At 44.9% G+C, this 13,330-nt stretch carries 11 protein-coding genes and 1 tRNA gene; 8 read left to right on the top strand and 4 right to left on the bottom strand.

What is annotated here, in order from left to right; translation table 11 throughout:
- Positions 1-11 precede the first annotated feature (11 nt).
- Positions 12-3,119 carry a SusC/RagA family TonB-linked outer membrane protein gene (locus ACHLI0_RS20670; protein WP_490749943.1) on the bottom strand — a complete coding sequence of 1,036 codons (3,108 nt, stop codon included), beginning with the start codon at positions 3,117-3,119 and terminating at the stop codon, positions 12-14.
- A 124-nt stretch (positions 3,120-3,243) separates the two neighbouring features.
- Here ACHLI0_RS20670 and ACHLI0_RS20665 point away from each other — a divergent pair, with 124 nt between their 5' ends.
- The 3 genes from ACHLI0_RS20665 (at position 3,244) to ACHLI0_RS20655 (ending at position 4,374) form a co-directional block, all read left to right on the top strand.
- Positions 3,244-3,828 carry a uracil-DNA glycosylase family protein gene (locus tag ACHLI0_RS20665; protein ID WP_008760125.1) on the top strand — a complete coding sequence of 195 codons (585 nt, stop codon included), beginning with the start codon at positions 3,244-3,246 and terminating at the stop codon, positions 3,826-3,828.
- Between the two features lie 54 nt (positions 3,829-3,882).
- A complete protein-coding gene (locus tag ACHLI0_RS20660) occupies positions 3,883-4,236 on the top strand; it encodes an arsenate reductase family protein (RefSeq protein WP_008760124.1) in 354 nt (117 codons plus the stop codon).
- Positions 4,237-4,301: 65 nt separating this feature from the next.
- A tRNA-Trp gene (locus ACHLI0_RS20655) sits at positions 4,302-4,374 on the top strand.
- Between the two features lie 257 nt (positions 4,375-4,631).
- Here the strand turns inward: ACHLI0_RS20655 and ACHLI0_RS20650 are convergent.
- Positions 4,632-6,497 (bottom strand): vWA domain-containing protein, encoded by a 1,866-nt coding sequence (locus ACHLI0_RS20650; RefSeq protein WP_490749942.1) that lies wholly within the window; start codon positions 6,495-6,497, stop codon positions 4,632-4,634.
- 191 nt (positions 6,498-6,688) lie between these two features.
- Between ACHLI0_RS20650 and ACHLI0_RS20645 the strand changes: the two genes are divergently transcribed.
- Genes ACHLI0_RS20645 through ACHLI0_RS20625 form a run of 5 tightly spaced genes read left to right on the top strand, consistent with a single transcriptional unit; the run spans position 6,689 to position 10,898 of the window.
- A complete protein-coding gene (locus tag ACHLI0_RS20645; RefSeq protein ID WP_490749941.1) occupies positions 6,689-7,342 on the top strand; it encodes a CDP-alcohol phosphatidyltransferase family protein in 654 nt (217 codons plus the stop codon).
- Complete coding sequence (locus ACHLI0_RS20640; protein ID WP_011109264.1) at positions 7,339-8,295, top strand: phosphatidate cytidylyltransferase; 957 nt, start codon at positions 7,339-7,341, stop codon at positions 8,293-8,295. The genes ACHLI0_RS20645 and ACHLI0_RS20640 overlap by 4 nt, the downstream gene beginning before the upstream one ends.
- A 25-nt stretch (positions 8,296-8,320) precedes the next feature.
- Complete coding sequence (locus ACHLI0_RS20635; RefSeq protein ID WP_414236759.1) at positions 8,321-8,974, top strand: lysophospholipid acyltransferase family protein; 654 nt, start codon at positions 8,321-8,323, stop codon at positions 8,972-8,974.
- Between the two features lie 5 nt (positions 8,975-8,979).
- Positions 8,980-9,552, top strand: a complete 573-nt coding sequence (locus ACHLI0_RS20630; protein WP_008764619.1) for an RNA polymerase sigma factor — start codon at positions 8,980-8,982, stop codon at positions 9,550-9,552.
- Positions 9,549-10,898 carry an energy transducer TonB gene (locus tag ACHLI0_RS20625; RefSeq protein ID WP_490749940.1) on the top strand — a complete coding sequence of 450 codons (1,350 nt, stop codon included), beginning with the start codon at positions 9,549-9,551 and terminating at the stop codon, positions 10,896-10,898. Before ACHLI0_RS20630 ends, ACHLI0_RS20625 begins: the two co-directional genes overlap by 4 nt.
- A gap of 247 nt (positions 10,899-11,145) precedes the next feature.
- On the opposite strand, the gene ACHLI0_RS20620 is transcribed toward ACHLI0_RS20625, so the two are convergent.
- Both ACHLI0_RS20620 and ACHLI0_RS20615 read right to left on the bottom strand, forming a co-directional pair.
- Complete coding sequence (locus tag ACHLI0_RS20620) at positions 11,146-12,318, bottom strand: DUF418 domain-containing protein (protein ID WP_490749939.1); 1,173 nt, start codon at positions 12,316-12,318, stop codon at positions 11,146-11,148.
- Positions 12,319-12,398: 80 nt separating this feature from the next.
- The gene (locus ACHLI0_RS20615) at positions 12,399-13,271 is read right to left on the bottom strand and encodes a pyridoxamine kinase (protein WP_055217074.1); all 873 of its coding nucleotides are present in this window, start codon (positions 13,269-13,271) and stop codon (positions 12,399-12,401) included.
- Positions 13,272-13,330: the final 59 nt, after the last annotated feature.

The raw sequence follows: 13,330 nt of genomic DNA, 5'->3' as shown, positions 1-13,330 counted from the left end.
CCCTCCTGCTCTTAAAATTCACATGTCAAAGTAAAGCCCAGACTGCGGGTGGTAGGCATACCGAACACTTCAATTCCCTGATTGTCATTGCCTGTAGAAAGTACCAGATCGGGATCGAAAGGCGCTTTCTTGTACAGGAAACAAAGGTTGCGGGCTACAAAAGAAAGTTGCAGGTCTTTCAGGCAATTCGTTTTCTGTATCCATTTTCGGGGGAAGCTGTAACTCAGCGAAACTTCCCGCAGACGGAGGTTGGTAGCGTCATACATATAGTATTCCGTCACGCCGGCGCGTCCGCCCACTACATTTTTATAGAATCCTTTGACATCGCTTATCTGCCGGCCTTCCAGCGAAACATATCCTTTATCACGGGCTTGTGCCGTCGCTTTCGATACTCCATAGAGGTCCATCTCCGCCTGGGTCTGCGAAAGGATTTCACCTCCATAGCGCCAGTCAAGCAGGAAGTAAAGGCTGAAACCTTTGTAGGAGAAGGAATGATTCCATCCCAGCATAAAATCCGGATTGGCATTGCCCACCTTTACGGTATTTCCGTCGCCTTCTACCAACGGAAGTCCTTTATAGTCTCCGTCCGTTCCATAAACGATGTTGCCTGCTTCATCACGTATAAAGGCTTTACCGTAAATATCGCCGATAGAGCCGCCTTTCACCAGTTTCATCGCATAACTGGACGAGAAGCTGGTAGGTCCGTAAACAAATTCTTTCAGTTCTTCATGGAGTTCTACAATCTTGTTCTTATTGGCAGAGAAGTTGAGAGAGGTCTTCCACGTGAAGTCGGGGGTCAGTACCGGAGTGGCATCCAGCGTTATCTCCCATCCCTGATTCCGGATATCTCCGGCGTTGACGTATCGATAGGCATACTTATCCCCCGCAAGCGCAGGCAGTTTGAAGAACTGCTCATACGTGTCGGTACGGTAATAGGTCAGATTTAATCCGAGGCGGTGCTGCAAGAACTTCCATTCCATGCCCAATTCGACGGAATGCGTCATTTCCGGTTTCATCTCGGCGAAAGGGGCCGCATCGCTTGCCAGTATCTCTCCACCGGCAGTCACATACGAAACAGGGTAAGTGATAAAAGGAGGCACCCCGTTGCCTACGATACTATAAGCACCGCGCAACTTCGAGAACGAAACCCATTCGGGCATCTTTACCCACTTATCCGGAAGGAAAGAGACACCGGCGGAAGGATAAAAGAATCCTTTCTTCTCGTACTTCGTGTAAGCCAGCGTAGACGACCAGTCGTTACGTGCGGTCAGGTCAAGGAAGACTCCTTCTTTATAGCCTATCTGTGCCGTCGCAAAGACCGATTGCAGTTGGTAATGGGCATCTATTTTCTGATCGATACTGGCAGAACTGCTCATCACGATATTGGCAAGATTGAACACATTGGCATATTTCAACGAAGCATTCTTGGAATCAATGCGAGTGGAGTTAGTGATTCTGTCATTGATGCTGCCGCCAATGGCTACGTCCAATGTGAAGTCATTCAGTTGCTTCTTGACCATCGCCATCACGTCTCCGTACATCTGCGTTTCCTGATAATCCATTTCAATATAGCGCCCGTTCATCCCACAGAGTGCCGTAGCGGTGGAGGCATAAAATTTCTGACGCAGTTTATCGGCTGAGTGATCCAGATTGCCACGAGCCTGAAGTGTCAGCCAATCAGTGACTTTCAAATTGGCAGAAAGGGAAAGGAGCAGGCGGATACGTGCATCCTTACTCTGTATGCGGTTTTGTATCCAATACGGATTCTGTTCAAAGTCTTCGGTAAAAGTATGCCAGTTTTGTGTATTCAGCTTTCTGTCCTCGTTATAACGTTCATAGTTCTCTTTATAATAAGACAAGTCCTCGCCACGAGGAAAGCGGTAGAGACCTACCAGCGGATTCATATAAAAGCCTCCCGATACGGGTTTATTCTTCACCGTCTGCTTCATGACATTCACGTTACCGTCCAATTTCAGCCTGCTGTTGAAGAGGACGGCGGTCTCTCTCAGATTGATATTGTGTTTGGAGAGTTTATTTTCATTCAGAATGCCGCGACCGGTGGTGTTGGCATAGGAGAAATATGTTTGTAGCTTGTCATTTCCGGAGTTGACGGATACAGAAGTGATCGACGTCAGTCCGGTACGGAAAAAGTCACCCAAATTATCGTAAACCGTCAGATTTTCTTTTTCTCCCCAACTGTCTGTTACATCACTTACTCCGTAGCTGTTCTGCATTTCGGGCAGAGAGAAAGCCTTTTCAAAAGTCAGTCCGGTAGAGAAATGAATATCCCTCCGTCCTACGGTATTTCCTTTTTTTGTAGTAATAAGAATGACTCCGTTGGCCGCCTGGCTACCATACAGGGCTGCGGCAGGAGCTCCTTTCAGGATGCTGATACTTTCCACATCCTCCGGATTCAGATTCGAGATGCCGTCACCTCCGTCCCTGTTGCCGGCATTGGCCGTACCGCCGATAGCCGAATAAGACTGTTCCGAAGTAGAATTTAGCATGGGGACACCATCTATCACATACAGAGGCTGATTATCACCGGCCACCGACCGTACCCCACGGATACTGACTTTCGCCGATCCACCCATGCCGGAAGAGTTCTTGCTGACCTGCACACCGGCTGCCTTTCCTGCTAAAGCCGTGATCATATTCACTTCTTTCACGCGATTCAATTCTTCTCCCCTCACCTTTTGCACGGCATAAGCCAAAGAGGATTCTTTCTTTTCAAGTCCCAAAGCAGTTACAATCACGTGGTCAAGCAGCAGAATATTTTCTTTCAGACATATTTCAAGCATTGACCTACCCTTTACACTGACTTCCTGAGACTCGTAACCTACGAAAGAAATTTGCAGAACAGCACTATCCGGAACGGATAAAAAGAAATTCCCCTCCACATCTGTCACTGTTCCATTCGCTCCGCCTTTCTCTCTGATTGTCGCTCCGATAAGTGGTTCACCATAGGTATCGATAACCCGCCCCCTTACCGTAAAACTGGCAGAGGAGACTTTCACACATTCTTTCGACCCCGGCCGTGAAGCATAACAATCTTCTTCAAAGAAAGCTAACAAGCTTATAAAACAGCAACTTATAATTATTCTTGTTTTCAACAGCATTTCAATAAGTTGTTTTTCACCATCTCCGTGCAAAAATAGCCAAATATTTTTAAATTTGTTTTTTTCCGCAACTATTTTGAAGGAAAAGAATAGATTCGTTATTTTTGTAGGAAATTACATCAATATGGAGATTGAAATCGAAAAACATCCTTTAGAACCTTTTCTCCCACCAAAAGCAAAACTGCTGATGCTGGGAAGTTTTCCGCCACAAAGAAAACGGTGGTCGATGGATTTTTATTATCCGAACCTGAACAATGATATGTGGCGCATTGTCGGACTCTTGTTTTTCGGAGACAAAGATCACTTTCTGAACGATACGCGGAAAGCATTCTGCCGGGAACAGATTATTGACTTCCTGAATGAAAAAGGAATCGCCCTGTTCGATACAGCCTCATCTATCCGGCGTTTGCAGGATAACGCTTCGGACAAATTTCTGGAAGTGGTGCAGCCGACGGACATCGCTGCATTACTCCGCCAACTTCCCGAATGCAGGGCAATCGTCACCACCGGACAGAAGGCAACGGATACGCTCCGTGCACAACTGGAAGTGGAAGAACCGAAAGTAGGAGACTATGCCGAATTTGTGTTTGAAGGACGGGCGATGAGACTCTACCGGATGCCTTCTTCCTCACGGGCGTACCCGCTTGCATTAGATAAAAAAGCCGCCGCCTATCGGATTATGTATCAGGATTTGCAGATGGTAATTTAGGTAATAGGTATTAAGTAATAAGTATTAGGTATTAATCGATAAATAGTATATAGTATGACACCTTTATTTTTGCAATATCCGGCGTGCAGTACATGCCAGAAAGCTAAGAAATGGCTAATCGAAAATAACATTGAGTACACTAACCGGCTCATTGTGGAAGATAACCCTACGGTGGAAGAGTTGAAAGCATGGATTCCACGAAGTGGATTGCCAATAAAGAAATTCTTCAACACAAGCGGTTTGGTATATAAAGAGCTGAAACTGAGTGAAAAGCTACCTTCCATGACTGAGGAAGAACAAATCGCATTGCTGGCAACAAACGGTAAGCTGGTGAAACGCCCGTTAGTAGTGACAGACAGCTTCGTTCTGGTAGGTTTTAAGCCCGATGAATGGGAAAAATTAAAATAATTGGAAATTTATTTACCCTAATATTTGCTGGTTCGGAAGTTTATACTACCTTTGCAGCCGCAAACACGGGAGTAGCTCAGTTGGTAGAGCACCGGTCTCCAAAACCGGGTGTCGGGAGTTCGAGCCTCTCCTCCCGTGCAGAAGTAAACCGCAGGTAATCGTCAATTATCTGCGGTTTCTCTTTTACAGTCCATAGCTTAGTAATTGCATTGCAGCTTCTATTTAAAATTTATGCAAATCCTAATTCGCTCCACCTAGGTTATCTTTTAGTTCGGCCCAGGTGATTGTTTAGTCCCACCTAGGTCGAACGAAAGGGAAACGTATATGGAACGAACTAATCAATGCGAAACCATACATTGATCTATGCTGATCATCCTTTTAATTAACCTATACTATTACTTGTTTTCCACCATCTCCTGTTTCATTCCTTTTGTCGTTTCTACCAAACGGATAAATTCTCTTCTGTATCCTTTTTCATCATTATCCAGTCCCTGCTTGGCAAGACCGATCACTTTATCATAGCTTGCCTCTCCCTTAAGGTCAGAGTCCCGAAGCAGCTGACCGAACATAGCCACGGCAGAAGCGAAACGGAAATCGGAAGAAACATTATTTCCTTTGTTATCCACAAAGGGAATTTCCATCTTTTTGCTGACGTCCTTGTCCGGAGCTTTATAGCGCAGTTTCACGGTCAGCAATTCATTAGAGCCGGTCGACTGCACCGTCTCTTTTTGTTTCTTCTGATATTTCAGATCATCTACCTTTCCTACGTAGTCATTCTTCACGCCTACGGGAATCACTTCATAGAAAGCTGTCACCGTATGTCCCGCTCCCAATTCTCCGGCATCTTTGGCGTCATTATTAAAGTCTTCGTCTTTCAGCAAACGGCTCTCATAACCAACCAGACGATATGCCTGCACCTGAGCCGGATTAAATTCCACTTGCAGTTTCACGTCCTTTGCCACCGTATGAAGCGTAGCGCCAAACTCACCCACCAGGACACGATTGGCTTCCTGCAAATTATCGATATAGGCATGATTTCCATTTCCTTTTTCTGCTAAAGCCTGACCTTTATTGTCTTTATAGTTACCCATTCCATAGCCTAGCACACTCAGGAATACTCCGCTCTTACGTTCCTTTTCTATCAGCTGTTCCAAACCTTCCACAGAAGAAACACCTACATTGAAATCTCCATCGGAACAAAGGATGATCCGATTGTTTCCTTTAGGAAGGAAGTTCTGTTTAGCCACTTTATAAGCCAGTTGGATACCTGCGCTGCCGGCCGTAGAGCCACCGGATGTCAGTTCGTCTATCGCATCACGTATTTTCTGTTTGTCACTGCCCGGAGTAGATTCCAGTTTTACGCTGGCGTTGCCTGCATACACAACGATGGCTACTTTATCTTTTTCACGCAGGTTATTAACTAATAGCTTCAGAGATGACTTCACCAAATCCAGACGGGTAGGTCCCCACATAGAACCGGATACATCAATCAAGAATACCAGATTAGATTCCGGAAGTTTGTCAGTCGGAATCTCCCTTGCTTTCAGTCCGATACGTACCAGACGATGATCAGCATTCCAGGGGCAAACACCTGCCTCCATTGTAATCTTCACCGGATCGCTTCCGGTCGGCTTCGCATAATCGTAGGAGAAATAATTCACTAACTCTTCCGTACGGATAGCATCGGCCACCGGCAAGGTACCGCTGTTGATCATACGACGCATATTACTGTAAGAAGCGGCATCCACATCAATAGAGAAAGTAGAAAGCGGAGATTCTCCTACCTGCTTGAAACCATTTTCACTGATCGATTTATATTCTTCCGTATTTACTGCATCCATACGTACGGACGGGTGGCTGAGACTTGCCAGATTGACGGTTGATATGGCACCGGTAACAGCTACCTTTCGCTGGCTGCCGTATCCGACGACAACACATTCTTCCAGCACCTGCGAAGAAGCTATAAGGCTTACGTCCATCTTTGCAGAGAATACGACTTTTTCCACTTTCTCAAAACCAATATAGCTGAAGATAAGAGTTTCCCCCTTGTTTGCTTCAATCCTGTACTGCCCTTGCAGGTTCGTAACAGCTCCACGGGATGTTCCCTTGACCGTCACCGCACATCCTACCAACGGCGAACCGTCTGATCCGTCCGTCACCGTTCCCTTTACGATCAAAGGCTGTGCCCATACCGTACCACCCAATGTAGTAATCACTAACATCACCGTGAGCATCATTGCTCTGAGTTGATTTGTCTTCATAACTTTATCTTTTTAAAATGTTACAATTAATCCGCTTTTACTATAGAGATGCAGATTCCACACGGATTCCATAAACCAACAGAAGTTTTTTTTATTTTCATAGAAAAGAGCATGCTTTTCAAAATAATCCTTCATTCTTTTGCCGCTTCTAAGATGATGTGTATATTTGCGAACAATAAACATTCATAAACATGAAACATGAAGTCGACGGAAGGCGGGAAATAGCCTCACGAAACACCGCTTGGGCTAACATTATCGCCCGTAAACTAACCGGTTGGGGCATCACTCCCAACCAGATTTCAATGATGAGTGTATTCTTCGCTTTGGCTGGTTGCCTTCTGCTGACAGGCACTGTTATCTATCCCTATTTCAATAAATACGTTGCTTATATTCTGTTCATCGTCTGTATGCAGTCGCGGTTACTATGCAATCTGTTTGACGGAATGGTGGCTATAGAAGGAGGAAAGAAAAGTGCCAACGGAGATTTATACAATGATATGCCCGACCGATTCGCCGATGCCTTGTTTATCATTCCTGTAGGCTATGTAGCCGGAGGATTCGGGATAGAACTGGGATGGCTTGCCGCCCTGCTTGCCGTAATGACCGCTTATTTCCGCTGGATAGGAGCTTACAAGACACAACAGCATTTCTTTAACGGCCCGATGGCGAAGCAACATCGTATGGCTTTACTGACACTGTGCTTTGTGATTGCCACCTGCACCATTCATTGGGGATATGAACAGATCGTGTGCCTCATTACTCTTATACTAATGAATATCGGTCTGATCGCCACTCTTATACACCGTTTATATCTTATGTCTCACACAAACAACGAAGCGAAATGAAACAACTATTGGACAAATTATTCCCTACGCTAAGCGATGAGTTGATTATTGTAATCACCCTTATTATCTGTTTGCTGGTGACGGCAAGCATCGCTCTCTTTCTGGTAAAAAAGCTGTCGCCGAAAACCAATATCAGCGAACTGGTTGCCCGTACCCGCTCATGGTGGATTATGGCGGCAATGTTTATCGGTGCCGTTTTCATCAGCTACGACATTTCTTATTTTTTTCTTGCATTTCTCTCTTTTATAGCGTTCAGAGAACTTTATTCGGTATTAGGATTCAGAGAGGCAGACCGCCGTGCACTGTTCTGGGGCATATTGGCTATTCCTATCCAATACTATCTTGCTTATATCGCGTGGTATGGGGCATACATCATATTCATCCCCGTAGTTATGTTCCTGTTATTGCCATTACGACTGGTATTGAAAGGCGATACACACGGAATCACTAAATCCATCGCTTTGCTGCAATGGATTCTGATGCTTTCTGTATTTGGTATCAGCCACCTCGCTTATCTTCTCTCGTTACCCGAATTGCCGGGCTTCAATGCGGGAGGACGCGGACTGCTGATGTTCCTCGTGTTCCTTACAGAAATCAACGATATCATGCAGTTCGTCTGGGGAAAACTCTTCGGACGTCACAAAATTCTGCCCAAAGTGAGTCCCAACAAAACATGGGAAGGCTTTTTGGGAGGTGTCGTCAGCACTACGGTTATAGGATACTTTCTGGGATTCCTCACTCCGCTCTCCACGCCCAACGTAATTCTGGTCAGCGCCCTCATTGCCATTGCCGGATTTGCGGGAGATGTAGTCATCTCTGCCATCAAACGTGATAAAGGCATCAAAGACATGGGAGATAGCATCCCCGGTCATGGTGGAGTATTCGACCGCATAGACTCCCTGTCCTATACAGCTCCGGTGTTCTTCCACCTCGTTTATTACATAGCTTATTAGCCGGCAAACTATGAAAAAAAGATTCATGCAGTCTGCCATGATGCAGATACTATATAAAGGTATATTCCGGTGGTTTCTGAAACTGATCGTGGGAGTCCAGTTCCCCGATACCCGATTCCTCAAAAAAGAAGGACAATTCATCATCCTTGCCAATCACAACAGCCATCTGGATACACTCAGCCTGCTTTCTTCCCTACCCGGCAACCTTTTGTGGAAAGTAAAACCCGTAGCCGCGGAAGATTACTTCGGAAGAACCCGGTTTCAGGCCGCTTTCAGCAATTACTTCATCAACACCCTTCTCATCAGAAGAAAAGGAGAAAAGGACTCGGAGCACGACCCACTCCGGAAAATGCTCGATGCCATCGATGAAGGATACTCGCTGATTCTTTTTCCCGAAGGTACAAGAGGGAAGCCCGAACAAATGGGAAAAATAAAGTCCGGCATAGCCCGTATCTTGTCTCTGCGACCGGAACTGAAATATATACCGGTTTTCATGACCGGCATGGGACGTTCACTCCCCAAGGGAGAATTAATCTTATTGCCTTACAAGGCATCCATCTTTTACGGAACGCCTGCCGTAGCCGGAAGCACAGACGTTCATGAGATTCTAAAACAGATAACGGATGATTTTGAGATGATGAAAGATAAATATCAGGTAGTAACAGAAGACGACGAATAGAGAAAGTGCTGTTCAATGTACGAAACATATCGAAGCTATCGGACGAGGAACTACTGACCCATTATATAAAGTCCGGAGATACGGAATATTTCGGTGAACTATACAACCGTTATATCCCGCTGACGTACGGACTTTGCCTGAAATATCTGCAAGATGAAGACCAAGCGCAGGAAGCGGTGATGCAGATGTTTGAAGACCTGTTACCTAAAATCATCAATTATGAGATAAAAGCATTCAAGCCGTGGCTCTATCGGGTGGCGAAGAACCATTGCCTGCAACTGTTACGAAAGGAAAACAAAGAAATTCCGCTGGATTATACCATTAATATTATGGAATCCGACGAATTTCTGCATCTATTAAGTGAAGAGGAAAGTTCGGAAGAGCAGCTGAAAGCATTGCACCACTGTCTGGAAAAGCTGCCCGAAGAACAAAGGACCAGCATTACACGTTTCTTCCTGGAAGAAATGTCGTATGCAGATATTGTCGAACAAACCGGATTTACTCTGAATAACGTGAAAAGCTATATCCAGAACGGAAAGCGAAACTTGAAAATTTGTATTAAGAAACAAGCCCTATGAAACTATTGGACTACATACGAGGACTCCGCAAAGGAAAAGAGGCGCATCGACTGGAAAAAGAGTCGATGAAAGACCCTTTTCTGGCTGACGCGATGGATGGGTACCACCAAGTAGAAGGGGACCACGAAGAACAGATTAATAAATTGCGGATGAAGGTAAACGCCCATTCGGCAAAGAAAAGAAATACGTATGCCGTCACCTGGAGCATTGCCGCCTGCCTGATTATAGGAATCGGAATCAGCAGTTACTTCCTGTTTCTGAAACAGAATGTTGGAGAGGATGTGTTTATAGCTAAGGAGCAGCCCTCTGCCACTGCAACTGTTCCTGCTCACAAAGAAGACACTTCCCTATCCGCTCCAAAGATGGAACCGGATTCCGGTCGCCCTTCTGCCACAAAGGAAACGGTCGGAAAAGATATAATCGCCAAGACAAGGCAGGATTCTCCATCCCAAAGTACACCTTCGGGGGCTCCTTCCGCAACGGTTCCTAAAGCAGTGGCTTCTAAAGCAGCGACTCCCCAAGCAACGCCTGCCGGAACTCCGATAATGGAAGAAATGGTTGCTCCGGCAGAAGAGCTGGAAGAAGCGGCTATCACAACGGTTACAGATACTTCTTTCCTGGATGCCAACAGGAAAAAGATGAAAGCAGCTCAATTGACCACCCAAATGAACAACATGATCAAAGGGAAAGTGACGGACGACAAAGGAGAACCACTCATCGGAGCTAACGTCACTTATAAAGGAGCAACTTATGGAGCGATAACGGATATCAACGGAGAATTCTCCTTGCCCAAAAAGGAAGGTAATGAAATATTAACTGCACATTATATTGGCTATAATCCGGTTAGTATACCGGCAGACACCAGTAAGACTATGCTGATAGCCATGAGTGAAAATAAAACAACACTGAATGAAGTCGTAGTAACAGGATATGGCACACAGAAAAAGGTAGCTGTGACAGGAGCCATTTCTGCCGTATCCATCAAAGATTTGAAAAAAGCTTCGGGTGCATTACAGAAATCAGATACATTAAAAGATGCTGCTATCTCCCAAAAGGCTGATACATTACAGGGGGCTGTCGTTCCGGAACCCGTAACAGGAATGAAGCAATATAAAAAGTATCTGAAAAAGAATCTGGCATACCCTGCGGACGACGCTTGCGCAGAAGTCAAAGGCAAAGTTACCTTGACTTTCTTTGTTAACAAAGAAGGGCGTCCCTTCGACATTAAAGTCAAGGAAAGTCTTTGCAAGTCTCTTGATAAGGAGGCCATACGCCTGATTCAAGAAGGTCCGGACTGGACTTACGGAAACCAATCGGCAGAAATCACAGTGAAATTCCACAAGTAATGTGGCCGGCAGAGTTCTTATAAGAGCTGACTTTTTATGAATTAGCTTTCTTATAAATGATGAATACAACAAGAATTATACTCACTTTAATAAGAAAAAGTTCTCACCACAGTGAGAATTAATTCTCATAGGCTTGAGAATATTTTCTCATTGCAATGAGTATTTTTTCTCATGGGCTTGAGAATTTTTTCTCATTGCGATGAGAATGGTTTGAGAATAATAAGCGCTTGTCAGTCGTTATAAGAGTCTAAATCCAAGTTCCTTTACGCCACAGGAATTCCAACGGTCCTTGCTTATGACGGGCAAGCCACCAGCGGCTGAATATCAACTGAATAGTGAAGATAAGCAATGCAATCAGCAGGCTTCCCGTTGCTCCTGCATACTTGTACATTGACAGTCCGAATCCGTAATAGATGGTTACTCCCATGATTGACTGAGAAATATAGTTTGTCAGACTCATGCGGCCGTAAGGAATCAGCAGACTTTGCCAGTTATATCCTGTGTCCTTCTTAAACCAAAGCAAGGTAAAGACAGAAACAAGAATGACCATAAAAGCAAAGTTGGCATAAGACGGAACAGCAATCTTATACGGAACCATTATAGACGGGTTTGTAATCAAAGCGGGTATAAAAGTTTTCAGGCAATAGAGAGGGATAAATGCAAGGATGGCACCTGTCAGCATCTTCTTCCAGAAACGCAAAGACTCTTCGCTTTTCATAAAATACTTCCGGCGTCCTAAAAGCATTCCGAACATGAATAAAGCTGCGGTCTGGAACAGGCGACCGTTTTCTACTTGCCAGATATTGCTGTACAACTGTCCGTCAGTGATATTGGAACGGAGTACTTCAAAGAAACTGCCATTGGATGTCACTTCCTGAGCAAGTTTATAATAAGGAATAAAATGCCCTGTTGACGGTACATACTCCAAATTGATCATTGCATAGATGGCACGCCCCCATTCATAAGGTTGCAAAAGTAAGATGGCAGCAATCCAAAAGACTGTCTTATCTTTGAGCTTGCAAACAGGAATCAAGGCAAAGCCGACTACTGCATAAAGCAAAAGAATATCCCCGTTGTAGAACAAGGCATGTAACTGTGCAAACAGGAAAAGCAGGCACATCCGCCACGCAAATCGTCCACGGAAATCTGTTCCGCGCTTTTCCGCATTATGAAACTGGATATAGAAACTAAATCCGAACAACAAAGAGAACGTAGCGTATGCCTTCCCTGCAAACAGGAAGAACATGGTATCCCACGCATACTTATCTATAGTCTGCAACCATGCCGGCAACGTATAATCCAGCGGTAAAAACAGATTATAGTGTTCAAGGTTGTGCAACAATACAATAGCCAGCAGGGCAAATCCGCGCAGAGCATCTACTACTCCGAGCCGTTCAGTCGTTTTAAGTGTTTGAGTCATCAGATATGTTTATTCATGATTACTAATTAGGCAGTAAAAATAGTAGAAATATCTGAAGTACAAAAGTTTATAAATATTAATTATATCAACTCATAGCTTGCCATTTGTATCGGCATATCCAGATTATGAAGCACTTTTTCCAGCAGAATACCTTCCCGATTGTCATACTCATAGCCGAAAGTTGCCCGAATCCCTTGCAGAATAAACTGGGTAGCACGGTCCAACGCCATCGGAAGACTGTCTCCCTGCATCAAGGAGCCGGTGATCACACTTGTGAATGTATCCCCCGTGCCCGGATAGTGGGCAGGCAGATAAGGGCAAGTCACTTTCCAGTAGCGGTTTCCCTGACGATTGTAAGCATATACGGAAGTCTTATGAGGCTCATCGTGCACCGGAACACTGGTGATAATAACCACCTGCGGACCTTTGTCGGACAGGAGACGGAGATATTCTTTCAGTTCCTCATCCGTACTATCCGCTTTATACGGTTCGTCCAGCAAATAAAACAGTTCTGTCAGATTCGGTGTGATCACATCCGCTTTGGTTATCAGATGACGCATTTCTTTCACCATCTCCATATCAAAGTTGGTATAAAGCCGGCCGTTATCACCCAGCACCGGATCGGCTACTATCAGACTATCCGGCTGTCGGAAATCCTTGATGAAATCGGAAACAATCTGAATCTGCCGCGGGGAACCCAGATAACCGGTATAAATAGCGTCAAACTGAACTTCCAGCTTCTTCCATTCGCCTATGATCTTCGGCATTTCATCCGTCAGGTCCAGAAAGGAGAAGCCGGGATACTGCGTATGGTTAGACAATACTGCCGTAGGAAGCGGACAAACCTGAAAACCCATAGAAGATAAAATAGGAATAACGACTGTCAGAGAAACACGTCCCATCCCCGAAAGGTCATGAACGGCAGCTATCTTCTTTACTTTATTTGCATACATACTGTTTTTATTATTTAGACGATTATAGTTCTTTCCATGGATGAGACAGAAAACAGAGG

The sequence above is a fragment of the Bacteroides sp. RCH18 genome (assembly GCF_058231005.1).
Note: the sequence above shows the minus strand (reverse complement) of the source record. Positions and strands in the feature narration are given on the sequence as shown.

Excerpts from the sequence above, each read along its gene's own strand:
- ACHLI0_RS20640 (WP_011109264.1), top strand. The coding sequence starts at position 7,339 with ATGAAACAACTATTGGACAAATTATTCCCTACGCTAAGCGATGAGTTG.
- ACHLI0_RS20625 (WP_490749940.1), top strand. The coding sequence starts at position 9,549 with ATGAAACTATTGGACTACATACGAGGACTCCGCAAAGGAAAAGAGGCG.
- ACHLI0_RS20650 (WP_490749942.1), bottom strand. The coding sequence starts at position 6,497 with ATGAAGACAAATCAACTCAGAGCAATGATGCTCACGGTGATGTTAGTG.
- ACHLI0_RS20660 (WP_008760124.1), top strand. The coding sequence starts at position 3,883 with ATGACACCTTTATTTTTGCAATATCCGGCGTGCAGTACATGCCAGAAA.
- ACHLI0_RS20665 (WP_008760125.1), top strand. The coding sequence starts at position 3,244 with ATGGAGATTGAAATCGAAAAACATCCTTTAGAACCTTTTCTCCCACCA.
- ACHLI0_RS20635 (WP_414236759.1), top strand. The coding sequence starts at position 8,321 with ATGCAGTCTGCCATGATGCAGATACTATATAAAGGTATATTCCGGTGG.
- ACHLI0_RS20620 (WP_490749939.1), bottom strand. The coding sequence starts at position 12,318 with ATGACTCAAACACTTAAAACGACTGAACGGCTCGGAGTAGTAGATGCT.
- ACHLI0_RS20645 (WP_490749941.1), top strand. The coding sequence starts at position 6,689 with ATGAAACATGAAGTCGACGGAAGGCGGGAAATAGCCTCACGAAACACC.
- ACHLI0_RS20615 (WP_055217074.1), bottom strand. The coding sequence starts at position 13,271 with ATGTATGCAAATAAAGTAAAGAAGATAGCTGCCGTTCATGACCTTTCG.
- ACHLI0_RS20670 (WP_490749943.1), bottom strand. The coding sequence starts at position 3,119 with ATGCTGTTGAAAACAAGAATAATTATAAGTTGCTGTTTTATAAGCTTG.